Below are 24203 nucleotides of genomic sequence, written 5' to 3' on the forward strand. Positions count from 1 at the left end.
CGTTTTGGCTGCGCTCGATGCTCTCCAGGCGATTGCCGATTTTATTCCTCGTGTGCCATTCGTCCCTTGCTAATCGCTAATCGCCATTTCCTGTACCCTAGATCCATAGCAATCTGAGGATTTCATGACGATTAAGCGGGTGATTTTGGTAACGCTGACGGTATTGGCAATCTTTCTTATGGGGCAAGATTTGCTGAGTAGCTGGAATCAGCCCCAAGTCCAAAGCCGTTTGGAACTGTACCAAACCAATTTATTGTTACGGGCTACAGAGCTACAGGAGAGCGATCCAACTATGGATACTGCTCGGAAGGCATTACTGGGCGCAGAGCCAACAAAAAATGCTTTGAAGCAATATCAAGACGTGCAGCAGCAGGTGCAGCAGACTTTAAAGCAGACGCAATCCCTTTTAGCAACCGATTCAAGCAATAAAGCCCAATTAGAATCTTTGGGGCAAACTGAACGAAAGCTGACTCGTTTGCTTACAGAACTGAATCTGAAGCTGGGAATTCTGCGATCGCAGCAGGGAGAAGCAGCTCTTGCCCAAAAAGAATGGGATACCGTCATTCAGCAGGCAGAAGCAGACTCTGGACTCGAACCTTTGGCGGCAACAGCGGTAGTTTTACAAGGGCTGTGGGCGGAGTCGCCTCAGTTGCTTCCCAATGCAGAACCTCAGATTCAAAAAAACCTGGATGGCTGGTTTCGTGATCGCGCGCTGACTCAGCTATACACGCTGCAACAGCGTTCCTCTGATTTGCAAGCTTTAGCAATAACTGAACAACAAGCCGCAGAAAAAGCTTTAACCAGTTTGGCGATCGTGGGCGGTATTCCAGTTTTGAGTTGCGTGATTGGCACTGGACTACTCATTTTTGCGATCGGGCAGTGGGTTTTGCAGCGCAAGCAAGCTATTCTCTCCATCGAAACCCTGGAACCGTGGATAACCCCGTGGGATGGCGAAACCATTTGGCAGGTGTTGATTTTGGGCTTTTTTATGGTGGGTCAGATCGCCTTACCCATTCTGCTAGCAGTGCTGCAACAGCAAACAGGGCTGAATCCCTCTAGCTTTGGAGAACAGGGCAGAGCCTTATTTATTTTGTTCAATTATGTGCTGTTGGCAGCCGGTGGATTGGGTGTGCTGTACTGGTCGATCCAATCCTATCTGCCATTGCCAGAAGATTGGTTTCGCATCAACTTAAAAGGCAACTGGTTTTGGTGGGGGTTGGGCGGCTATTTTGCAGCGTTGCCGTTAGTGATTGTGGTATCGCTCGTGAACCAAAAAATTTGGCAAGGACGAGGTGGAAGCAATCCCATTTTACCGATCGCCCTAGAAGGAAAAAATAGCTTTGCCCTGGCAATCTTTTTTGTCACCGCCGCGATCGCCGCTCCCATTTTTGAAGAAATTTTGTTTCGGGGCTTTTTGCTGTCTTCCTTAACTCGCTACTTCCCGGTTTGGGGCGCAATCATTCTCAGCAGCTTTCTGTTTGCTGTTGCCCATCTCAGCCTATCGGAGGTGCTGCCGCTAATGACTTTAGGCATGGTGCTAGGCTTTGTCTACTCGCGATCGCGCAACTTGCTTTCATCTATGCTGCTCCATAGTTTATGGAATAGCGGCACCCTACTGAGCCTGTTTGTCCTCGGCTCAGGTCAAGGATAATTAGCCGATAGCCCCAATTTTCTTATTCCTTAATCTCTAACTCCAATCATCCCGTTTAGAGCTTTGCCCCCGATATACCTGGGCAATCGCGTGGATTTGACGAGTTTTTTCAAACAGGCCAGCTTCTGTTAAATCCCATTGTTCCAGTACCTTATCTAAATCGGTTTGAATGTCTCTGGCACCAGGAAAGCCTCGATAGCGAACGCGGAGACGGGCTAGTTCCACCAAGTTGTGGTCTGTAGGGTCACTGGCCGCCAGTAAAGTATCCACAGTTTGGCGATCAAGTTTCCATTGAGGATGCTGTTGGTCTTTAAATTCGGTTGCTTGACTCACAGTTTTACTATTCCTGCATAAAGTTTTAGTCTGCAATGGGTCAGTTCACGAGCGATCGTCAACAGACAAAACATGTTACTTTCCCAGCTTTGGCAAAGTACAGTGCTGATAAAATTAAAATTACATACACTACATACATCACAAGATGTGCAACTTTTCTTAGACACTTAAAAATGCAGCTTTATTCCGCAGGAGAGAGGATTTGAAATTTTTGCAGGTGCAAAATTATGAATTTGTAGTTGTAATTCAATTGTTGCAGTAGACTGACTACAGAAAATTGTGGACGCTTCAATTTTTTCTCGTTTGATTTAGGAGTAATGCACGGCGGATGGCAACAGCACTGAGATCTCAACGACCTACACCCCGCGATTCCCATAGGGATCGTCTCACGAATCGCCAAGCTGCACTGCGTCGGAAAACTCACCTTCAGCCTGTCCATAGCGCTACTTTAGAGCGCAGCAGTCAATCCTTTAAACCTCCTTTATCAACTGTTTCACCTACATCCACTCAATCAGCAGTTCGTAAACTTCCCACTGCTCGTCCTTTTCCAAATTGGTTGCGCTTACTCATACAGGCTCAGCGCGGTTCTTTGATAGTCACTTTCACATTAGTTGTAGCTACGTTGGTGATGTATGGCGGCACTGTTTATATGCAGCAGCTTTGGAGTAAAGAATATCGCAAGCTAAAAACCATGCAGCGCAGTGAGCGCCAAATGTTAGCTGCTAGTGAAGTGTTAAAAAATCAAATTATTCAGCAGGCAGAAAGCCCTAATTCAGGGTTGGTTAATAAATCCTCACAGCACACTCTAGTGTTGGAATCGTCTCCGCTCCGTACTGTTAAGCCAGTAGCCGTGCCTATTTTGATCAAAGCTGAGGCATCGGCAAATATGCCGCCCTTAGGATATTAGGATGCTTCGCAATGGCTAGTCCTTATTCCTTCCGAAAACCCCGCGCTCGAAATCGCCCATCTCCTAAACAATCTAAATTTTTTTTGTGGGTAAATTCGCTTAACTTTCGAGCCGTGTTGGTATGGGGGTTGCTGATTGCGGCAATGGGTGCCCTGGTTATCAATTTATTCTACGTTCAGATTGTGCAAGGTAAGTTGCTGCGTGGAATTGCTCAAAGCCAACAGGTAACGCAAATCCGTCCCTTTATGCCACGCCGCAACATCGTGGATAGAGATGGAAATATTTTGGCGCTCGATCGCCCTGTATTTACACTCTTTGCTCACCCTAAGCTGTTTAAACTCTCAAAAGAAGAGGTTGCTGAGAAGCTTTCTCCGATCATGGAGCGCCCTGTTGCTAGTTTGATCAAGCAATTTAATGAAGGAGATACGGGCATTCGGATCGAATACTCGCTGATTGAAGATATTTCCAACCGCATTATTGATTTGCGGTTGGATGGCTTGGAGCTAATTCCTCATCAACAACGGCTCTATCCTCACAAAGAAGTGGCTGCTGATATCGTCGGCTTTGTAGATGGCGAACATGTTGGGCAAGCGGGGTTAGAACTCAGTCAGCAAAACATTTTGACCCGCCCCAGTCAAGAAATTAAGCTGCGCCAAATGGGGGATGGCTCTCTCATGCCTGACCAGATTCCAACGGGCTTTCTTAACCAGGATGATTTGCAGCTACGGCTAACCCTAGATACTCGCTTGCAGCGAGCGGTGCAGCCAATTCTAAAGAAGCATGTCCTTAAAGCCGGTGCTAAGAAAGGCACGGTGATTGTGATGGATGCCTACACGGGGGAACTGACGACACTGGCATCTTACCCATCCTATGACCCTAACCAGTATTACAAAGCTGAGCCAGAGCGCTACAAAACATGGGCCATTACAGATTTATATGAACCAGGATCTACGTTTAAGCCGATCATTGTGGCGATCGCGCTTGAAAATAAAACTATCCAGCCTGACACTCTAATTTACAATCCGAGCGCTATCACCATCGACGAATGGCCTATTACAGGCGGTAGCGGCGGTAGTGAAACCGTCAACGACATTGTGATTAATTCTTACAACGTTGGCATGGTGCATATCGTAGATACTCTAAAACCAGAGGTCTACTATGCGTGGCTAAGACGACTGGGTATGGGTGGAATCGTTGGGGTAGATTTACCCTCCGAAAGTCCGGGACAGTTCAAATCTCGCAAAAGCTTTGTTGAGAACCGGATTGATCGAGCCGTGACGTCGTTTGGTCAAGGGTTTTCCCTCACAGCGATGAAATTAGTTCAGCTTCATGCCACGATTGCGAATGGCGGCAAATTAGTCACTCCTCACGTCATCCAAGGATTGTTTGACAGCAAAGGACGGCTCTATTGGCGACCCGGCCTTCCCTCCCAGCGGCAAGTGTTTTCTCCGACAACCACCAAAGCCATTCTGCCGATGATGGAGGGGGTCGTAACGCAAGGAACGGGAAAAGCGGCACAGCTTCCGGGTTATCACGTTGCTGGAAAGACCGGAACGTCGCAAAAGGCAAATGGGTTTGGTGGATATTCGGAAAGCGCTTATGTCACCAGTTTTGTTTCAATCTTTCCTGCTGACAAACCTCGTTATGTTGTGCTTGCCGTGATCGACGAGCCTGCTGGAGGAGGATATGGTGGCACGATCGCCGCTCCCGTTGTGAAAGAAGTTTTGCAAGCCCTCACGGCATTAGAAAATATTCCTCCCTCCTAATGCTCCTGATGAGATCTTGTAAGCATGTTAGAAGGCGCAAGCTAGGTGTAAAAAAGATCGTTAACTGATACTAATACGGAATTGCGGAAGGCAGTACTTTTTGACCAGATTAAATTGCTTGAATCCAATCAAAGCCCACTTTGCCTTGAACTATCACAGGATGCTGCATCAACCATTGGCACCGCTTGACTAAGACATCCTCTAAAGCATCAAGATTGTCAAACACTTGATTAGCGATTGCTTCGCGCAGCAAAGACCAGACACATTCAGTGGGTTGCAGTTGGAGGGTATAGGGCAATAGCGGGTAGAAGAAAATGCCGGGGGGCACCTGAAGTTTTTGGCTCATATGCCACGCGGCCTGATCAACCAATAGAATGATCAACTGCTGACGATGGGGATTGACCTGAGCCGCAAATAGCTCTAACGCCATCTGCATCATGGAGACATTGGCACGGGGCAATAAAAGGAAGTAGCTCGCTCCAGTGGCAGGATGGACAAAACCATAGGTGTAGACCCATTGATAGCGGCGAGAATGATGCGCTGATGGGCGTTCTCCTATGGGTGCCCAAACCCGCCTGACAATGGGTTGCAAGCCTAATCGAGCTTCGTCTTCCGCCCAAATTACAATCTCCCGATTGGGAAACAACGAGCGCAACCACGCCACATGACCTGCTAATCCTGCTTTGAACTCTGCTTGCTGCTCAAGGGTTGCGCTTTGATGATGCACCGGACGCGGCACCTGCAAGCTCAACCCCAAACGTCGTAGATACTTCCAGGCTGTTGAGGGGTGTAAGCAAATGCCAAAGTAGGTTTCGATATACTCCCCAACTTTCGGTCCACTCCAGAGTCCGCCATCATCCGGGGCACTCTGTAAGCGTTGCCGCAATAGCCGTTGCTGTTCATCACTTAAAGCCAACCGATTGCCCCCAGGGTTCAAGCGTTGCCGATTGACTAGTCCGACCGCACCCTCGGCGTTGTAGCGACGGGCAATTTTCCGCACTCCACTACAACTGAGTCCACAAATCTCAGCGGTTTGTTCGATGCTCATCGGAGTCTTTGGATGACTGAGCAATCGAATCACCAACCAACGGTTTTTCTCGCCAGCATCTTGGCACTGAACATACCGCTGAGTTAGATCTGCGTAGTCTAGATGAGGGCTAATTTGAGTGCGGGGTCGAGGCATGGACAGAGTACCTTTTTCATCTTGCTAAATGATACTCCCCTACTCAATTCCGTATAATATCCACTTTCAGCGCATAGTGGTTCAGTCTCCTATCCCGTCGTTTTTAGAATTTGATCACACCCAAACCACCCAGCGATTGAATTTTCTGCTTTCCGTAGGTGCAGACTGTTGGCTTGAGCAAGGCATTCGGCATAGAAAGTACAGAAATATAGCAGTCGAGTGGAAGGTTAGGACAATTGTCCGAAGGCATTATCAACCGCATCCCAGAGGTTCTGAAACTGATTCAACGTCTTGCGAAGGTAATGCTTGAGACGCGCCCAAAACTTTTCGATCTTGTTCAAGTCTGGAGAATAAGGCGGCAAAAATAGGAGTGTACAGCCGGCTTGCTCAATCAACTCGCGAATCAACGTTGATTTGTGAAAGCTGGCATTATCCATCACGACGACTTGCCCTGGCTTTAATTGCCCCACCAGACACTGCTGCACCCAGGTCTCCACCAACGTGGTATCGCAGTAGCCCGTAAAGGTCAGCGGGGCTACCACTTGACAATTACACCAAGCAGCGATCATGCTAATGCGCTGGGTGCGGTGCCCTAACTTCAACGCCTCAAACCGCTCAGATTGAGCACACCAGCCATAGGCATAGTCTTCAGTATCATCTACCCCTGCCTGGTCTACGTAAACCAGTTGTTCTACGCAATACGCTTGCAATTGAGCGAGGAAGGCTTGCCGCTGCGCTGCATCCCGCTCTTGATACCCATAACTCTTTTTTTGCGGGTGAAACCAATCCGCCTCAGCGCTTTGCTGATGGCATAGTCACTAATCGGTTCATGCCACTGTGCTGCCATCCCCTTCTGTGTCAAATGTCCATGCTCAGTTGCAAAGGCTCGAAACTGCTCTAAGTCAGCGATCTTGCCTTGAGGTCCCCGTTGGTAATCGCAAATGGCACTGAGTGACCCGCTTTCCTCCCGTCGTTTGAGCCATAAGTCGATGGTGTTACGGCTGAGGTTAAACAGGCGACTGATGTGACTTTTACGGTATCCACTGTCAATGGCATCGAGCACTTTTTGACGCAGGTCATCGCTGTAGGGACTAGGCATGGCCGGAGGGGAGAGTGAGTAAAGATGTCTCTATAATTATGTCTCAACTAAACCCTCGACTGCTATAGAAGTTATCTACAGCCATTTTAAGAAATCACCATACAGTTAAACCCCTGACAATTAAATCAGGGGTTTGTTGAAAAAAGCTACCACAGTAGTAACCGATGACCCAAGCGGGGTGCTTAGCTTAAAAGTCTCATACACCGCAGATAAAGCGTCACCCGACTCAGCAAAGCTTATTTTCCTGAGCCTACAACCGCCTTGACACTACTCAAGGAGTGCCCTAAAGGCAGGTTAGGATAGCGATTATAAGGCACCACATCTTCACCAAAATAGCGAAGGTACTCGGCACTTTCTACCACCGCAGTCACTGTTGCCTCCAGCCCTTGCTCTAACAACTCAGTATATTGGTGAACCTCACCCTGAGTGGCAGAACGACCTAACAAGTGCCGGAATAGAAATTCAACGACCTTCGCTTGAGGATAGGGCGTGTAGAATCGGTTGCAGTAAACTCCTGAGCTTGCTAAGGCTTTAACAAACTCACGAACACAGATGTTTCCGCCATGGAATTGGCTGTCCAGTTCTGCTTGCCTGAACTGTTCCGGTACTGGCTCACCAAACACATCCATGATCTGGGTGTAGATGGCACTCAGCACTAACTCGGTTTCCACCCTTCCCATACCAGGAGTCATCCGATAAATTCGGGCTGGTTTGCAAGTAGTAGCGTCTGGTGAGTGCTCTAAATTGGAGGAGGAGCGACCCAATTTCACAAATTCAGCTTTGGCTTGCTCTTGCTGACGAGCTTGCGCTGCCATATCTGCGATCGCCTTACCCATCAACGGCATTTTTGCTCCATCCATCCGCGCTTTCACCGTTTCAAAGCTCGGCACCACTAAGTCTTTGTTTTGCTTAGTCAGCGTGTTGTAGAGCTTTTGAGTATTTGGGAAATTGGCCGCAGGCAGCGTTAGGTAGCGGTTGTAGGGCACCACGTCTTCTCCAAACGCTTGACCATACTCCATGCTGCCTACAATCTCATTGATGAAGCCCTTCAACCCTTTCGTTGCCAAAATTTGGTTGTATTTACGGATTTCAGCCTGATCTAAAGGTGCTCGTCCTAAGAAGTGCTTAGTGCCTAGCTCAATTACTTTCGTATTGGGATAAGGCGTATAAAACTCCTTGAGATAAAGGTTAGAGATTCCTAATCCTTCAATGAATTCCTTCAGATTAATTTCACCGTTGCCGAGTTTACTTTCTAAAACGCTGAACTCATTTTGGACAATGTACGGTGCAACATCCCGTTCAAACACTTGGCGATAAGCAGCACCTATGACTAGCTTCAAGTTTGGTTTATCAGCCAGGTTCGTCAGCTTAAAGACCTTCGTCTGTTCGCGTTTCTTGCTTACACCTTGATTAATCCGGAATTGAACATCAGGTTCAGTCCGTAATGCGGCGGCGGCGGCCAATTCTACGAAGCGCGGCGTTACTTCCTGAATAACTTTGCTGCTCTTATCGGCGATGGAACCAACCCGATTACCGCGTAAAGACAAACCTGCCGGAGTGACGTAACGTTCATAAGGAACCGTATCTTCACCGAAAGTTTCTGAATATTCCTGGCTATCTAACAAAGCATCAATCAGGGCATAAAAGCCTTTTTTGGCGCAAATGTCGAAGTAAGCATTGATCTCTTGCCGACCGTAGGTGGGGCGACCTAGTAAACGGCGATGGATGTACTCTACGGATTTAGTGACGTAGAGAGAGGTCCAGTAGAGGCTACGGAAGAGATTAGATTTTGCCAAGCGACGAATAAACTCGCGAAGGGTAATTTCACCGCTCTCCAGCTTGATTTCATCGACTTTGAGGCGCTGCCCATCATAGACTGCTCGTCCAAATACCTGCAGGTACGCAGCGCGGATCACAGCTTGAGTAGAGCTTTCAGAATATTTAACGCTGATGCCCTTGGTATTGCCGCGATCTCGACCTTTAGCAAAGCTGCCGGTATAGCTAGGGCTTTGGTCAAACTTGAAGACCTTTGGACCCAACGATCCAGGAGCTACTCCCCGTGCTGCAGGATTGCTCAACTGGTTGTTAATTCCTGCACCCCGATTAATCAGAATGCGACGGGTATCCTTGCCAAATGGAGCCGGACGAGTGCTTGGATTCTTAGTTTCTTTCGGGAAAATAGCCCCAAACTGAATTTCTAAAGGATCATTGCCAGAGCCATAGACATGCTGGTCAGGCAAGGGGCGATCGTAGGCTGCAAAGGTAGTGATGAACTGAGGAACCTTACGGAAAGGAGCACTGTATTTGAATAGATCTTGTTGGGGACCCCAGTTGCGACATTCTTGTGCCTCTTGCCCCAAACCCCGTAAGTAAGGAACCGTTTCTTCACCAAAGTAATCAGCGTATTCTTTAGAATCGATCAGCGCGTCTACTAAGGCAGGTAAGCCTCCCTCAGAAACGACGGAAAAATACTTTTGAACCTCTTCACGGGAGCTAGGACCACGACCCAGAATATGGCGAAAAGCTAACTCTAAGACGCGGCTGTTGATGTAAGGCTGATAGAAGTTTTTACGGTAAAGGGGCGATTTCGCCAAACGACGGATAAACTCCTTCATAGAGATTTCGCCGTTCTTCACCTTAGACTCTAAATCGGAGATGCTAAGGGAATAAGCACGGGTGATGTCCCGTTCAAATACTTGGCGATAGGCGGCCTTCACCACATCATTTTTTTCGGTGGAGGACAGACCAGGCTTCATTGCATACTTAGACCGCTTCTCAGCCGCATTGGCATAGATCTGAGGAAGTTGCAAACCCTGTAGGTCGTTGGAGGAACGCTGGCGTACCTGTGTAGAAGGGGTAGGCGCTTTGAATTCAGTAATCAACACATCAAAATATTGACGGACGATCTCCTCCGCTTCAGGGTCATTCCGAAAATAGCTCAGTCCAGCGCCCTTCATTTTTTGTAGGGCTACCGTAGTCGCTTCACCAGAGCAAGCTCGTTCAATAATTTCCCGCAAGCCACGAGTATTTACAGCGATGATGTTGGGATCACCCGCCACGATCGCGTAAGTGACGTAGCGTAAAAACCAACTTAAGTCCCGAAGGGACTTAGCCATGTTGCTCGGACCATATCGAGAAATGTTGATTGGGCGAAAATTTACAGGCGTTGAACCACCATCGGATGTGCCCTTAAAAATAGAGCGAATACTATCTAGAATCCCAGGGGTATTCTTGGTGTCGCCGTAAGTAACAGTGCCTAACTTCATTCCCTCTTCGGTCGTTAGAGCAACCCCGGCGATCGTCATCACTGGAGCTTCTGCTGGCTTCTCAAGAAATGCCATAGGCGAACCGCCTGTAAAAATGCTATTAGCAGCACGCGACACAATAATGTCGGAATTGCGAGTGAGCGTTTCTGCAATTTCTAGACGCTTTAAACCAGAACTGAAATAAGTAGTTAGCGCGTCTAGTTCTCCTTTTCCTGGAAAGCGATCTTGCTGCTCAGCCTGGGAAATTGTAGCGACGGCTAGAGTTTGGTAAAGGTTGGGGCGTGCAACCGAGCTTCCACCGCTTGCTTTAACACTCATGGATTTCAAAAGCTCCCTTTACGGATTGTTACTGTTTTAAATCTGACCAAAACCTTGCTTGCCAATCTCTAGATAATGCCTACTAAAGAAGCACTAAATCGTTGAAAACAAAGGCTGAGGATAACTTGTTCACTTGCTTGGATTAAAACGATTTGGATTCAACAAGCCTTTTATTAAAAAGTATATAGAACCCAACCCGCTTGATTTATCGACCAATCATAGAGGATTAGGGTGACTCGGCTGAGAATCCAGAAACCTTTTGTTACAAAAGCCAAATCGACCCATTTTGAAAGGGTTTGAGAACGAATACATTTATATGACGGAGTAAAATTTTCTCGTTGTTGACATTAAGTATTATTACCTTGCGTGATATGATTGCTGATGGTTTGAGCATCTAAAGCGAATCTAAAGGCGTTAGGTCAATAGTGTCTTTTGGGATGCTCAGCTCAACAGTCGCAGGCTAAACCATTGAAGAGTTTCATCCAAAGTGAGTGAAGTATCCGAACTAAATTCTTTACCAGCGGAACCTAACGATTCTATGCAGGAGTATTATCAACTTCAGCAGGAGTTGTTGGTAACCACTGTGATTTTGACGGGTATTATCTTTGTTTTTGTTTGGTACTTTTATTCCTTAAGCATTGCTCTGAATTATTTGCTAGGAGCGTGCACAGGTGTGGTTTACTTGAAAGTGTTGGCTCGAAACGTTGGGCAGTTCGGTAGAGAAAAGAGCCAAATTGGAAAGTCTCAAATTGTAATTTTTGCTGGGTTGATTATCGTTGCAACTCAGTGGAAGCAGCTTCAGATTTTGCCAATCTTCCTAGGTTTTTTGACTTACAAAGGTGCTCTCATCGTTTATATGCTGCGAACACTAATGCCTTCTAACTCTCGTTAGGTGGGTAGACTAGCAACTTTATTACTGAAACCCTTTGGGAATCTGGCTGGAGTCCAATGCTAAGTTTTATTGCTACTCCTGATTTTCCACTTGCCAGCCTAGAGGTTGGTCACCATTTTTATTGGGAAATTGGCAATCTCAAAGTCCATGGTCAAGTCTTTCTTGTCTCCTGGTTTGTGATTGCGCTGTTAGTGATTGCCTCGATCTTAGCAACTCGTAATATTCAACGTATTCCGTCAGGAATGCAGAATTTTATGGAGTATGCACTGGATTTTGTGCGTGATCTAGCTAAAAATCAACTGGGAGAGAAGGAATATCGCCCGTGGGTACCGTTCATAGGCACTCTCTTTTTATTCATCTTTGTGTCGAATTGGTCTGGTGCGCTCATCCCTTGGAAGCTGATAAAGCTGCCAGAAGGTGAGTTAGCAGCTCCAACAAACGACATCAACACCACTGTTGCCCTCGCCCTGCTAGTCTCGCTAGCATATTTCTATGCTGGTTTTAGCAGGAAGGGATTAGGCTACTTTGCTAAGTATGTTCAGCCTACTCCCGTTCTCTTGCCGATCGCGATTTTGGAAGATTTCACTAAACCTCTTTCGCTGAGCTTCCGTCTCTTTGGCAACATTTTGGCGGATGAGTTGGTGGTTGGAGTTTTGGTTCTTCTGGTGCCTTTGTTTGTTCCGCTTCCTGTGATGCTGTTGGGGCTATTTACCAGCGCAATTCAAGCGCTTGTGTTTGCCACCTTGGCTGGTGCTTATATTCATGAAGCATTAGAAGGACATGGGGAAGAGCATGAGGAGCATTAATGTGCTTTCGATTGTTAAGCCTTTTTGGGTATCGGACTTTTGATTTTGGGTTCAAGTTTATTTGAATCTTGTAAGAAATCTTAAATCCATAGTTTTGTGTTTGTTTATCGTTCTGTTCACTAATCAAGAGGAAACGTCATGGTAGATCCAACGGTTGCGTCCGCTTCTGTTTTGGCTGCGGCTCTCGCAATTGGTCTGGCTTCGGTCGGTCCTGGAATTGGTCAAGGTAACGCATCTGGACAAGCAGTGGAAGGGATTGCACGTCAGCCTGAAGCGGAAGGTAAGATTCGCGGCACTTTGCTTTTAACGTTGGCGTTTATGGAATCCCTCACCATCTACGGCTTGGTTATTGCATTAGTATTGCTATTTGCAAACCCATTTATTGGTTGATATTTCTTGGATAGGATTGTGGTAGAGGCGTACTTTGCGTCTCTACCTTTTAACTGAAGGCTGCCACTTACAGTTTATTGCAGCTTTTCTTTTTCCTGTCGTAGTTATTTTGAGTTTTGGATTTTGTTTTTCTCACTGACCACACAGTGTTGCGATAGCAGTTTTTGGAAAGAAAAACCATGTTTGACTTTGATGCAACATTGCCCTTGATGGCGGTGCAATTCTTACTCCTAATGGTTGTTTTGAATGCCATTTTCTATAAGCCTTTAACTAAGGCGATTGAGGAGCGTGGTGATTATATTCGACGGAATCAGGTTGAAGCTCAGGAGCGTTTGTCGAAAGCGGAAACGTTGGCAAAGCAATATGAGCAAGATTTAGCCGAAACTCGCAGGCAGTCTCAGGCGCTGATTACAGCAGCTCAAGCAGATGCCCAACAAATTGTTGCTGGCAAAATTGCTGAAGCTCAAGAAGAAGCCCGTCATCAAAAGGAGCAAACTCAACAAGAGTTAGATCAGCAAAAGCAAGAGGCAATGCGATCGCTAGAACATGAGGTTGACTCACTCAGTCGTCAGATTTTGGATAAAATCTTGGGCGCTCAAGTTGCCTAGCTATTAGCGCGGTCTAACGAGAGCATTGCACCTAGATAGCGAGTGAATGTACTGCACAGAGCATACAAGATGGGAATGGCGCAGTTATGAGTATGTTGGGGATGGAATGGTTGATTGCGGAAGCGGGTGTAGAAGCTGCTGAAGAAGGTGGTTTGGCCGCCAACATTCTAGAAGCAAACCTGGTCAACCTTTTGATAGTGATTGGTCTTTTGGTTTACTTTGGGCGCGGTTTCTTAGGAAAGATTTTGAGCGAACGCCGCAACGACATCAAAGCTGCTCTGAAGGAAGCTGAAGAACGCAGGCAAAAAGCTGCGGCAGCCCTTGCAGATGAACAGCAAAAATTGGCTCAAGCTCAGCAAGAAGCTGCTCGAATTCGCACGGCTGCGGAAGAGCGTGCAGTTGCAGTCAAAGCTTCTTTGCTAGCGGAGGCAGAAGTCGAAGTTCAGCGGATGAAAGAAGGGTTGAGCCAAGATTTAAATGCAGAACGGGAACGCGCGATCGCCGACCTGCGGCAGCGAGTGTCTACTTTAGCCTTGCAAAAAGCTGAATCTGAATTGCCCTCCCGCATGACCGATGAGCTTCAGACTAATATTATTAACCGCAGCATTGCCATGATTGGAGGTGCCTAATGAAAGACGGAGGTGTGGTTAGAGGTGAGATTTTAGAGCGCTACGCTCAAGCTCTAATGTCGCTAGCCCAGCAGAGCAACATTGTCGATCAAGTTGGCAATGACATCAACACAATTATTGAAACACTCAAAAGTTCTGAAGATTTGAAAGATTTTTTTGCCAACCCGATTCATAAAGCGGAGCAGAAGAAGGCTGTTTTATCACAAGTGTTTGGTGATGGACTCCATTCCTACACCCGAAACTTTTTGATGCTGTTGGTAGATCGCCGTCGCATCATGTTTTTGTCAGGAATTTGCAGTGAGTTTCAAGCGCTGCTCAGGAAACTGAACCAGATAGTTCTCGCTGAAGTGACGACCGTGCGCGAACTGACCGAAGAGCAAACCCAAGCCTTGAAAGAAAAAGTTCTCGCCTTGACAGGTGCCCATCAAGTTGAGCTAGACATCAAGCTTGACCCAGAGCTAATTGGCGGTGTGGTAATCAAGATTGGCTCTCAAGTCATCGATGCCAGTATCCGTGGACAGTTACGGCGCATTTCTCTTCGCTTAGGCGGTGCGGCTTAATCTACATTTTGCAACTTAACCTTCTAACCCTCATTTTCCAGAGAGTAACCCTATGGTAAGCATTCGACCAGACGAAATTAGCAGTATTATTCGGCAGCAAATCGAGCAGTACGATCAAGGCATCAAAGCCTCTAATGTTGGGACTGTTCTATCAGTGGGTGACGGGATTGCCCGCATCTATGGATTAGATCAAGTAATGGCAAATGAGCTGCTTGAGTTTGCCGATGGCTCAATTGGGATTGCACTCAACTTAGAAGAAGACGATGTCGGTGCCGTTTTGATGAGCGGTGGACGCGGCATTGAAGAAGGTAGCGTCGTTAAATCAACTGGAAAAATTGCTCAGGTGCCTGTCGGCGATGCGCTGATCGGACGGGTGGTGGATGCTTTAGGTCGCCCACTGGATGGTAAAGGCGATATTGCTTTTTCCGAAATGCGCTTAATTGAATCCCCCGCTCCTGGCATCATTGCGCGTAAGTCGGTTTGCGAACCAATGCAAACGGGTATCACCGCGATCGATTCCATGATTCCCATTGGTCGGGGACAACGAGAACTGATCATTGGCGATCGCCAAACGGGTAAAACCACGATCGCGCTTGACACCATTTTGAACCAAAAAGGTGAAGATGTTGTTTGCGTATATGTAGCGATTGGTCAAAAAGCTTCAACTGTCGCCAATATTGTTAACGTTTTCCGTGAACAAGGCGCTTTGGAGTACACCATCATCGTCGCTGCCAATGCCAACGATCCAGCCTCACTTCAGTTTCTTGCTCCCTACACGGGCGCAAGCTTAGCTGAATACTTTATGTATAAAGGCAAGCATACACTCGTTGTCTACGATGACTTGTCCAAACAAGCCCAAGCTTATCGCCAAATGTCCTTGCTGTTGCGTCGTCCACCCGGTCGTGAAGCTTATCCTGGAGATGTATTTTACCTCCACTCTCGTTTGTTAGAGCGTGCTGCCAAACTCAGTGATGCTCTAGGCGGCGGCAGTATGACTGCTTTGCCCATTGTGGAAACTCAAGCGGGCGACGTGTCTGCTTACATTCCAACCAATGTTATTTCGATTACAGATGGTCAAATTTTCTTATCCTCTGATTTGTTCAATTCAGGCTTGCGTCCTGCGGTAAACCCTGGTATCTCTGTATCACGGGTTGGTTCAGCCGCTCAAACGAAAGCCATGAAGAAAGTCGCCGGAAAGGTGAAACTAGAGCTAGCGCAGTTTGATGACCTGCAAGCGTTTGCTCAATTCGCTTCAGATTTAGATAAAGCGACCCAAAATCAGTTGGCACGGGGTCAGCGTCTGCGGGAAATCCTCAAGCAGCCTCAGTTTTCGCCGTTATCGGTTGGAGATCAGGTTGCTGCCATCTATGCAGGGATTAACGGTTATTTGGATGACCTCCCAGTTGACAAAGTCACCGTTTTCCTCAAAGGACTGCGGGAATATCTAGCGGGAAGCGCACCGAAGTATGGTGACATCATTCGCGAGAAGAAAGAACTGACTGCGGATGCAGAAGAAGCACTCAAGGGCGCGATCGCTGAGTTTAAGAAAACTTTTGTGGCAACTGCCGCTTAGGTTCGTCATGATTGGGCTATGAGTTCTTAACAACCCCACTGTTTGGAACTCATGCCTCAATTCTTTAATTGCTCTGAGTAATTCAATCGCAATTTACAATTCAAAACTTCTCAAAGTTATGGCAAATCTTAAAATCATTCGCGATCGCATCAAGTCAGTCAAAAACACTAAAAAAATTACAGAAGCCATGCGACTGGTGGCAGCAGCAAAAGTGCGCCGCGCTCAAGAGCAAGTGCTTGCTACTCGTCCCTTCGCTGATCGGCTAGCCCAAGTGCTCTATGGTTTGCAAGCCCGATTGAAGTTTCAAAACGACACTAGCTTGCCGCTGCTGCAAAAAAGAACTGTAAAAACTGTTGGGTTGCTGGTGGTCACAGGCGATCGTGGTCTTTGTGGTGGCTATAATGGCAACGTTATTCGGCGGGCTGAGAACCGGATTAAAGAACTGAAAGCAGAAGGGCTAGACTACAAGCTCGTGTTAATTGGTCGGAAGGCAACTCAATACTTCCAACGTCGAGAACAGCCTATTGCAGAAACTTTCACCGGCTTAGAGCAAGTACCCACCGCATCAGAATCATCTCAGATTGCTGATGTGCTACTGGAGCTGTTTCTATCTGAAACCGTTGATCGAGTTGAGCTAATTTACACTCGGTTTGTCTCTCTAATTAGTTCTCGCCCTGTCATTCAAACCCTACTTCCTCTCGATCCACAAGGCTTTGAAGATCCAGAGGATGAAATCTTTCGCCTCACAAGCCGTGGTGGGCAGTTTGAAGTATCGCGTGAACAGGTTGACACAACTAATCGAGAGTTTCCAAGAGACATGATCTTTGAGCAAGAGCCTGTACAAATTTTAGAGACTCTTCTTCCTCTCTATCTTAATAACCAACTATTGCGCGCTCTACAAGAGTCTGCTGCAAGTGAGCTATCGGCTCGAATGACAGCGATGAGTAGCGCGAGTGACAATGCGAAACAACTGATTAATACCCTTACCCGCTCTTACAATAAAGCACGCCAAGCTGCTATTACCCAAGAAATTCTTGAGGTAGTTGGCGGAGCTGAAGCACTTAAGTAACTCAGATCTGTAGGTTAGAAATCTAAAAAAGGTGCCTAAAACTAAATTTCAGGCACCTTTCTTATTAATGATGATTTTGCTTAATGGTAAGCTACCGTCGAATCTTCTGTTATACAAAAAGTGACTTCAGACTAGTTTGTGCCTGCTGAAACTGGAACTTTTGCAGACTCTGGCTGCTTTCCATCAGGAGTAACGGATTCCCCTTCAATGAAGGAACGCAACATCCACGCCATTTCTTCATGCTGCTCCATGAAACCAGTCAAGAAATCTGCTGTCCCTTGATCGTGAAAATCATCACCGCACTGGTCAATTTGCTCCCGCAGGCTACGGATGATTGTTTCATGGTCGTCTACTAACTTTGACACCATTTCTGTTGCGTTTGGAATCACGCCAGGGCGTTCCTCAATGGAAGCTAGCTGAATAAATTCTGCGGCTGTACCTGCGGGGAAGCCGCCTAAGATCCGAACCCGTTCTGCAAGGCTATCGGTTGCAGTGGATAGGATTTGGTATTGCTCATCTAACAGCATATGGAGGGTGCGGAACTGAGGACCAACCACGTCCCAATGATATTTTTTAGTTTTAATCAGTAGCAAATACACATTCGATAGACTGCTATTTAGCAAGTCGATCACGCCTTGGCGTTCTTTATCTGTGAGACCGATATTTAGCTTGCGCATAGATTCTCAATGATTAACTCTATCCATCAGTTCACCAATTTTATAAAGGAATATCATCCATCCAAAGGAGGGGATTGCGATCGCGTCTATATTTCTCTTTGCCTAGGAGTACAAAAGATCTAGCCAAGCTTCCAAATCTACTTCCTGATGCAGGTTTAGAAAATCCTTAAATTCCGGATGGCTTTTGTCGAATGATTGAACTGGAAACTTAACACCTTGTAAAGAGAGCATTTCTGAAAAGCGATCGCTGGTGGTAATCAGAGTTTCAGCCCAATCGTCTCGCCACTGCTTTGATGAGGAAACCTGCTCACTTGACTGTCCATCTACATCTTTATCCAAGGTAGGGGTATCAACAGGATGAGTTTCACAGCAGTTGAGTTTTGTTTCTAGCATTCTTTGAGTCTCAGCCAAACTGGCTCTAGCTGTTTGCACCCAAGTGTGAATCATCCAGGTAATGCGCTGTTTAATCAACACAAAATAGACATCTTCACTCAGCCGAGTGGTAGAACGGGGCGCTTTTGTAAGAAACAATGCTGGTATTCGAGAAGATGCCCACAGTCTTGAATAGTTTGGATAGGGACCAATCGGTTCATCTAGGGTTGAAAATTCGATTGCCCGTTCACGTTGCTGAATGGGGTGAAGCAGATCATTCAGGCGAAGAATCGGACGATAGCGGTTTGTGGGGGAGGTCATAGTCACACACTGAGGCGTTTCTTAGTTGCACAGACTGCTCTCTAAAAGCATCCAACACGAACATAGAGGATACATGGTATAAGATGTGACAATAAGTGGCAAATTTCATGACTATTAGTTTTAGCAACCCACAATGTCAAGCAATTAGAAATTTTTAATTGCAGAGACACCTGTTTAGGAAACGCGAAGTAGAATAAGAGCCACCTAAACAGGACATCAACTTAAAACAAGACTGTTTTTTCCATCACGCCTCATCTCTAGCTTTTCACAAGCTGTTAATTCCTTGCCAATAAATTGACATCCTGATATGGGCGTATCATCAGCGGTCGATTCCGATATTAAGAGAATGCTTAAAGCAACGGTTCTATAAAAACTGTTGATAAGGCTAACTCGAGTTAGGCATGTAGATTTATGCCTATATAGAATTAGGTTTCTTCCTCTAGGGTGAGGAATAAGGTTTAAATCAATACGTAGAATAAATGTAACCTGTGTAACAAGTTCTTAATAAACTACGTTATTCATAGCTAGCAATGGAAGACAGACTGATGAATATCCTCTTAGTTGAGGATGATGAAGTGGATGTGATGAACGTGCAGCGCGCATTTAAGCGAAACAATATCACCAATCCCCTGTACATTGCCGGTAATGGGCTTGATGCACTTGCAATGCTTCGGGGAGAATCCCACGTAGTACCAATGCTACCCATGACTCGCAGGCTGATTTTGCTTGATCTAAATATGCCCCGCATGGGTGGATTGGAGTTCCTGCAAGAGCTGCGTGCAGACGACAAATTGCGATCGACTCCTGTAGTCGTGCTGACAACATCCAATCAGGATCTCGATCGAATTGAGGCATATAATCTCAACGTGGCAGGATATATTTTGAAACCTGTCACGTTTGCTAACTTCGCAGAGTTAATGGCAACTTTAAATAAGTATTGGGCATTATGCGAATTGCCTAGCTAGTGATCCTATTGAGATTTCAGTCTGATAGATGTTCGCTAATAAAAAATGTCTTGTTTTTTATGGAAGAAACTTTAAAAATTCTAGTGGTTGACGATGATGCGGTTGATCGGATGGCAGTGCGTCGCTCTCTGACAATGGCTGAAGTCGAGATGTCGCTTTCTGAGGCGGTGGATTGTAGTACTGCGATCGCTGAATTAAAAAAAATTGACTTTGACTGCATCTTTTTGGATTATCGTTTACCTGACCGCGATGGACTATCTCTGATAGAAGAGTTGCGGCACGACAATGTGCGTACTCCCATTATTGTGCTCACGGGTCAGGGAGATGAGCAGATTGCAGTAGATCTGATGAAAGCAGGGGCAACAGACTATTTGCCTAAATCTAAAGTATCGCCTGACCGCTTGTCTCGCATTTTACGAAATGCTGTCCGGCTTTACCGTTTGGAGCAGGAGGCAGAGGCGGCAAAGCAAGAGCAGGAGCAGCTATCTCGCCAACGGGAAGATTTTGTTTACCGATTGACTCATGATCTGCGTACGCCTTTAGTTGCTGCCGATCGCATGTTGACCCTGTTTAAACAAGAAGCGTTTGGTGAAATTTCGCCTGATATGATGGAGGCGATCGCCATGATGGTTCACAGCAATCAGAGTCTGCTGCACATGGTCAACTCTATTCTGGAAGTGTATCGTCATGATGCAGGGCATAAGACTCTTAGCTTTTTCCCCTGCGATTTGCAGCCGATTCTAAAAGCGATCGTCACAGAGCTAACGCCGTTAGCTGAAGAAAAAGGCTTATCGATGACCCTACACATTGACTCAGAGGGAACTGGGCACCTGATGACCGTGGTGGGCGACTGTTTAGAACTGCGTCGCTTATTTGCAAACCTAATTGGCAATGCGATTAAGTTTACTGATACAGGCTCAATTGATTTATATGTCACTGGCTCCAGTGGCGGTGATCCTCAGCACACTTTGTTGGATACTCCATGGGTCATGGTTCAGGTAAAAGACACTGGCTCTGGAATTTCCCTGGAAGACCAAGAGAGCTTGTTTGAGCGATTTCGTCAGGGAGAAAGCAAGCGCTCGGGTAGTGGCCTAGGTCTTTATCTTTCTCGGCGTATTGTCGAAGCTCACCAAGGTGCGATCGCAGCCCAATCTGAGCCAGGAAAAGGCAGTATTTTTACTGTCTGTTTGCCAAGTGCCCATGAAATTGGGACTGAGTCTTGCGCCGCTATTGATGACGACGTAGAGACCTCTCCTAGCTCTCCGCTGTAAACTACTAAATTTTCTGAGACGTGACGATTTCTTGGTTTACCACCAAAGCATTACTAGTGTCTTTGAGCGTAAGAGGATTCTGAAAAAACGATCCCGTTTGAGGTGGCGAAGTTGGCTTAGAAATAACTTCTACAAAACTTTTGACCACGCCCGTAAACGGAATCGCTAGGATAATGCCTAGCAGCCCACCAATTTTGGCTCCTAACAGCAAGGAAATAAAAATAAATACAGGTGACAACCCAGTTAATTCGCCCATTAACTTGGGTGTAATCACGTTATCTTTCACTTGTTGCACGATTAGAGAAACCATTAAAACTTTTAGTGCTAACCACCAATCAATAAATAAGACAACCAGAACAACTGCGCCAATGCCTAGAGTTGCACCCACAAATGGAATTACTTCCATCACTCCAATGAACATCGCAAACAATAGGAAAAAAGGCACTTGTAGAACCCAAAAAGCAACCGTTAATGTAGCTGCCATGAACGTTCCTAGAAGTAGTTGTCCAGTGCCAAAACGCTGTAGGTTTGTTCGTAAGCTGACAGTCAGTTCTTGCTGAATAATGGGTGTGAAAACAGAAGTAAATGCTTTCCACAGGCGATCGCCATCAATCAGCATGTAAAACGAAATCACCAAAATCAAGATGAAATCCACAAAGCGATTAACGGTGCCTAAAACTAGGCTAACCCCCTTTGTTGCGGTAGATTCGGCGATCGCCTGACTACGATTTAAAACCTGAGAGGTAAGGAGCTGAATATTAATCGGTAAGCTGTGTTCATCGCTCCACACCTGAAAGCCTGTCAATTTATCTTGGGCTTGGGCTAATAGGTTTGGAAAACCTGTGATAAATTGCACGCCCTGATTAATTACGGGTGGCAATAAAGTAATTAACAGCAATACAACAACTAAGACGCTGGCTAAATAAACAATGACTGCGGCGACTGTCCGAGGCAGTAGGTTTTTCAGCGCGTTGACAGGATAATTCAGTAAGAAGGCAATCAAGGCAGCAGTTAGTAAAATACTAATCAGCCCACCTACATAGCTCAGAGCTTGAGTGGTTAACCATCCAGCTACAAGCACTAGAGACCATGTAATGAGAATGCTTTGCAGAGAAGACACAGGAATCAAAATAAGATGAAGTAATCTCTCCTATATTCCTCCAAAGTTCAGTTTGTGAATACCCTAACCCCCCTATTTTTAAAGAATTCAACAAAAAGAGCATCTGATCGTTCAGATGCTCCTAAACTTACTCAACTAATTTCTGTTTTAGATGACTCCAGGACCTCTGCCGCGAGAGTCATGATCGCCAGTCAGCTTGCCATCTTCGTTGGTTTCGTTGACTTCTTTTAACTCTTGAGCGCGAGCGCGCAAGTCTTCCTCTTCTGCTTGTTTTGCATCACCCGGCACTTCATAATACATTTCAGGCTCGATCGCGTAGTTGTTCAACAGACCTTCCTGATCAACTGTAAAGCCACCTGTAGTATCTAAACTTTCTTTTCCTTCTTCTTCAGGTAGCTCCTTGTAATTGCCACCTTCGCGCTCCATCCGAGCAGCGGTTTCTGCGGGAACAATACCCCGATCATAAGTATTAGAATCAGCGTTTTGATTTGTCATAATTAGTAATATCCAAATGCAATAGTTATGAATTGGTAACAGCTTATAGCCGATTACTGAAGTAACTCATCTATCGTAAGTACCAATTAAATTGCCTCTTCCCCAATCTTTTGAGTGAGGAAGTAATTCTCAAATGGCAGACGCTATAAAAAAGCCTGAACATCTAGATGTTCAGGCTTTATGGGTGCTTTTATGTCATTTCAAGTTCATGACAGCTACCTGAGGTGATTATTAAAAATCACTAGTCAATTGCTTTTTTGACGTCATCTTTTACATTTTCAACAGTGTGTCTGACTTTAGACTCACCTTGCTTTGCTTTTCCAGCAGCTTCGTCTTCAGGATTGCCCGTAACTTTACCAGAAAGTTCTTGAGCCTTACCTTCAATGTTTTTTGCAACAGCTTTCAATCTATCTTCAGCGCTCATAATTTTATCCTTTTTGTTATTTTTGTTATGTGTGCAAGAGGTAGAATCGTGTATCTTCTTGACATCTACTAATATAGATTTGAAATGCACTTTATCCCTCTATCCAAAGGTGTGTTTATCAGCAAGAAAAATTTGTCTGGGAATAATTAAAAAAGCTCATGACTACGCTCTGCAACTCAAGAAAATTGCTGATAGTCAATTGTTTTGCAATGAACGAGATTGAATACCAGTAGCAGCTTGAGTGCGATCGCGCAGCCCCAATTGGCTCAAAAAATTGGTAACATATTCCGCACCGTTTTTTCTGAAATGTAAAGCGCTTTAGCAATTTCTTGATTGCTGGCACCCGTACCCATTAACTGCAAAATCTCTTGCTCTCTAAGAGTCAATGTTATTAAAAGTGGTCAGGATCAATGCCTCCTTTGTAGATAAGCCTTCTTTGTGGACACACAAGGCTGTTAACTGATTAAGCCCGATCGCAAAGCCAGGACGGCTGCTTGGGTGCGATCATCCGCACAGAGCTTGCTGAGAATATTGCGGACATGGGTTTTGACGGTGCCTAGAGAAATAAACAAGGTTTCGCCGATCGCGTTGTTGCTCTGACCTTCCACAATTAACTGCAAAATCTCTAGTTCGCGATCGGTCAATTGCACGTTATCCAAAATCTCTTCGTAAGCAGGTTCAACGGCTTCGATGGTGATCATTTTGGGTTGGGTTGGGTCAACCGCGATCGGTTTACGCATTTGACGCAGCACAATATTTGCGATCGTTGGATCAATCCAAGAATTGCCATCCGATGTCGCGTGGATTGCTTCTACTAATTGGTCAATGTTGACATCTTTCATGCAGTAAGAATTGGCTCCAGCCCCAAAGGCTGCTAATACCGATTCCTCACTGTCATACATGGTCAGAATCAAGATTCGAGTTGAAAAACTGTTGGTATCTATTTGAAATTGTTTGAACTGGCGGGTTAGTTCAATGCCGTCCATATCAGGCAACCCAATGTCCACCACGGCAACATCAGGCTGTTTATCTTGCAGCAACATCAATCCTTGCTTTGCATTGCCTGCTTCACCCACAACCTGAATTCTATCTTGCCGCTGCAAGGCAGTTCGCAAGCCTAACCGAGTCAGGTCGTGATCTTCAATCAACACAATCCCAATATCAGCCATTGTCTTTTATTAACGCTTTACGTTTAACTATTCGGGACTCACCATTTGCTAATCACACACCATGTGGAACCTAATGAAAATTCCGCAAATGACATCGGATCTAAGTCAGGTAAGGAGTTTAAGCCTCTTGTTTAACTGAATAGGTGCACCAGCCCTGAGATATTTGAAGAAATCCATCAGCAGATTCATCTACTAGATTCATCCCTTAGGTATATGCAGTTTGGCATATAGCGTTTTATATTTGCAAAAATAAAGTTCCTATCTCAAAAAATCAGCAGTTAGGACAAAGCAGACTTTGACTTTGTATCTTTGGGTTTATCCATTCTGGAAACTATTAAG

At 45.8% G+C, this 24203-nt stretch carries 24 protein-coding genes; 13 read left to right on the forward strand and 11 right to left on the reverse strand.

The annotated features are described in order from the left end of the window. Positions 1 to 124 precede the first annotated feature (124 nt). On the forward strand, positions 125 to 1651 hold the full coding sequence (locus JOY44_RS07165; protein WP_171572953.1) for a CPBP family intramembrane glutamic endopeptidase: 1527 nt from the start codon (positions 125 to 127) through the stop codon (positions 1649 to 1651). A 36-nt stretch (positions 1652 to 1687) separates the two neighbouring features. On the opposite strand, the gene JOY44_RS07170 is transcribed toward JOY44_RS07165, so the two are convergent. Then, positions 1688 to 1984, reverse strand: coding sequence for a DUF3288 family protein (locus JOY44_RS07170; RefSeq protein ID WP_171572954.1), 297 nt, complete (start codon positions 1982 to 1984; stop codon positions 1688 to 1690). Between the two features lie 328 nt (positions 1985 to 2312). On the opposite strand from JOY44_RS07170, the gene JOY44_RS07175 reads away from it, so the two are divergent. Further along, a complete protein-coding gene (locus JOY44_RS07175) occupies positions 2313 to 2891 on the forward strand; it encodes a hypothetical protein (protein ID WP_171572955.1) in 579 nt (192 codons plus the stop codon). Positions 2892 to 2902: 11 nt separating this feature from the next. Next, positions 2903 to 4657 (forward strand): peptidoglycan D,D-transpeptidase FtsI family protein, encoded by a 1755-nt coding sequence (locus JOY44_RS07180; protein WP_171572956.1) that lies wholly within the window; start codon positions 2903 to 2905, stop codon positions 4655 to 4657. Positions 4658 to 4766: 109 nt separating this feature from the next. Here the strand turns inward: JOY44_RS07180 and JOY44_RS07185 are convergent, their stop codons facing one another. The 3 genes from JOY44_RS07185 to JOY44_RS07195 form a co-directional block, all read right to left on the reverse strand. Beyond that, the gene (locus JOY44_RS07185) at positions 4767 to 5840 is read right to left on the reverse strand and encodes an IS630 family transposase (RefSeq protein ID WP_171571797.1); all 1074 of its coding nucleotides are present in this window, start codon (positions 5838 to 5840) and stop codon (positions 4767 to 4769) included. A 227-nt stretch (positions 5841 to 6067) separates the two neighbouring features. After that, a protein-coding gene (locus tag JOY44_RS07190; protein WP_242541724.1) for an IS630 family transposase occupies positions 6068 to 6939 on the reverse strand; the annotation gives its coding sequence in 2 pieces (ribosomal slippage) (positions 6068 to 6616 and positions 6619 to 6939; 870 coding nt in all). Between the two features lie 236 nt (positions 6940 to 7175). After that, entirely contained in the window at positions 7176 to 10523 is a 3348-nt protein-coding gene (locus JOY44_RS07195) for a phycobilisome rod-core linker polypeptide (RefSeq protein ID WP_171572957.1), read from the reverse strand. A gap of 538 nt (positions 10524 to 11061) precedes the next feature. Here JOY44_RS07195 and JOY44_RS07200 point away from each other — a divergent pair. The 8 genes from JOY44_RS07200 to JOY44_RS07235 all read left to right on the forward strand — a co-directional run bounded on the left by JOY44_RS07200 (position 11062) and on the right by JOY44_RS07235 (position 17050). Next, positions 11062 to 11415 carry an ATP synthase subunit I gene (locus JOY44_RS07200; protein ID WP_171573756.1) on the forward strand — a complete coding sequence of 118 codons (354 nt, stop codon included), beginning with the start codon at positions 11062 to 11064 and terminating at the stop codon, positions 11413 to 11415. Positions 11416 to 11471: 56 nt separating this feature from the next. After that, positions 11472 to 12221: a F0F1 ATP synthase subunit A gene (atpB, locus tag JOY44_RS07205; RefSeq protein WP_171572958.1), complete on the forward strand. Its 750-nt coding sequence runs from the start codon at positions 11472 to 11474 to the stop codon at positions 12219 to 12221. Between the two features lie 138 nt (positions 12222 to 12359). Continuing rightward, the gene (gene atpE, locus JOY44_RS07210; protein ID WP_171572959.1) at positions 12360 to 12611 is read left to right on the forward strand and encodes an ATP synthase F0 subunit C; all 252 of its coding nucleotides are present in this window, start codon (positions 12360 to 12362) and stop codon (positions 12609 to 12611) included. Between the two features lie 179 nt (positions 12612 to 12790). Beyond that, positions 12791 to 13219, forward strand: coding sequence for a F0F1 ATP synthase subunit B' (locus tag JOY44_RS07215; RefSeq protein ID WP_171572960.1), 429 nt, complete (start codon positions 12791 to 12793; stop codon positions 13217 to 13219). Positions 13220 to 13305: 86 nt separating this feature from the next. Next, positions 13306 to 13848, forward strand: coding sequence for a F0F1 ATP synthase subunit B (locus JOY44_RS07220; protein WP_171572961.1), 543 nt, complete (start codon positions 13306 to 13308; stop codon positions 13846 to 13848). Beyond that, positions 13848 to 14408 carry an ATP synthase F1 subunit delta gene (gene atpH / locus JOY44_RS07225; RefSeq protein ID WP_171572962.1) on the forward strand — a complete coding sequence of 187 codons (561 nt, stop codon included), beginning with the start codon at positions 13848 to 13850 and terminating at the stop codon, positions 14406 to 14408. The genes JOY44_RS07220 and atpH overlap by 1 nt, the downstream gene beginning before the upstream one ends. Before the next feature lie 52 nt (positions 14409 to 14460). After that, positions 14461 to 15981: a F0F1 ATP synthase subunit alpha gene (gene atpA, locus JOY44_RS07230; RefSeq protein ID WP_171572963.1), complete on the forward strand. Its 1521-nt coding sequence runs from the start codon at positions 14461 to 14463 to the stop codon at positions 15979 to 15981. Between the two features lie 118 nt (positions 15982 to 16099). Beyond that, positions 16100 to 17050 (forward strand): F0F1 ATP synthase subunit gamma, encoded by a 951-nt coding sequence (locus JOY44_RS07235; RefSeq protein ID WP_171572964.1) that lies wholly within the window; start codon positions 16100 to 16102, stop codon positions 17048 to 17050. A 131-nt stretch (positions 17051 to 17181) separates the two neighbouring features. On the opposite strand, the gene JOY44_RS07240 is transcribed toward JOY44_RS07235, so the two are convergent. Then, complete coding sequence (locus JOY44_RS07240; RefSeq protein WP_171572965.1) at positions 17182 to 17727, reverse strand: Dps family protein; 546 nt, start codon at positions 17725 to 17727, stop codon at positions 17182 to 17184. Positions 17728 to 17829: 102 nt separating this feature from the next. Further along, a complete protein-coding gene (locus JOY44_RS07245; RefSeq protein WP_171572966.1) occupies positions 17830 to 18420 on the reverse strand; it encodes a hypothetical protein in 591 nt (196 codons plus the stop codon). A gap of 545 nt (positions 18421 to 18965) precedes the next feature. Between JOY44_RS07245 and JOY44_RS07250 the strand changes: the two genes are divergently transcribed. Together JOY44_RS07250 and JOY44_RS07255 are read left to right on the forward strand one after the other, a co-directional pair. After that, a complete protein-coding gene (locus JOY44_RS07250) occupies positions 18966 to 19385 on the forward strand; it encodes a response regulator (protein WP_245404905.1) in 420 nt (139 codons plus the stop codon). Between the two features lie 59 nt (positions 19386 to 19444). After that, positions 19445 to 20656, forward strand: coding sequence for a hybrid sensor histidine kinase/response regulator (locus JOY44_RS07255; RefSeq protein WP_171572968.1), 1212 nt, complete (start codon positions 19445 to 19447; stop codon positions 20654 to 20656). 4 nt (positions 20657 to 20660) lie between these two features. Here the strand turns inward: JOY44_RS07255 and JOY44_RS07260 are convergent, their stop codons facing one another. The 5 genes from JOY44_RS07260 to JOY44_RS07280 form a co-directional block, all read right to left on the reverse strand. Continuing rightward, positions 20661 to 21776 (reverse strand): AI-2E family transporter, encoded by a 1116-nt coding sequence (locus tag JOY44_RS07260; protein WP_197985033.1) that lies wholly within the window; start codon positions 21774 to 21776, stop codon positions 20661 to 20663. 147 nt (positions 21777 to 21923) lie between these two features. Further along, the gene (locus JOY44_RS07265) at positions 21924 to 22271 is read right to left on the reverse strand and encodes a hypothetical protein (protein ID WP_171572969.1); all 348 of its coding nucleotides are present in this window, start codon (positions 22269 to 22271) and stop codon (positions 21924 to 21926) included. Between the two features lie 241 nt (positions 22272 to 22512). Continuing rightward, positions 22513 to 22695 carry a CsbD family protein gene (locus JOY44_RS07270; RefSeq protein WP_171572970.1) on the reverse strand — a complete coding sequence of 61 codons (183 nt, stop codon included), beginning with the start codon at positions 22693 to 22695 and terminating at the stop codon, positions 22513 to 22515. 266 nt (positions 22696 to 22961) lie between these two features. Next, positions 22962 to 23048: a LuxR C-terminal-related transcriptional regulator gene (locus JOY44_RS32795; RefSeq protein WP_415881107.1), complete on the reverse strand. Its 87-nt coding sequence runs from the start codon at positions 23046 to 23048 to the stop codon at positions 22962 to 22964. Positions 23049 to 23150: 102 nt separating this feature from the next. Then, complete coding sequence (locus JOY44_RS07280) at positions 23151 to 23864, reverse strand: response regulator (RefSeq protein WP_171572971.1); 714 nt, start codon at positions 23862 to 23864, stop codon at positions 23151 to 23153. Positions 23865 to 24203 lie beyond the last annotated feature (339 nt).

This window comes from Leptolyngbya sp. Cla-17, from assembly GCF_016807185.1.
Classification (GTDB): Bacteria; Cyanobacteriota; Cyanobacteriia; order Leptolyngbyales; family Leptolyngbyaceae; genus ULC077BIN1.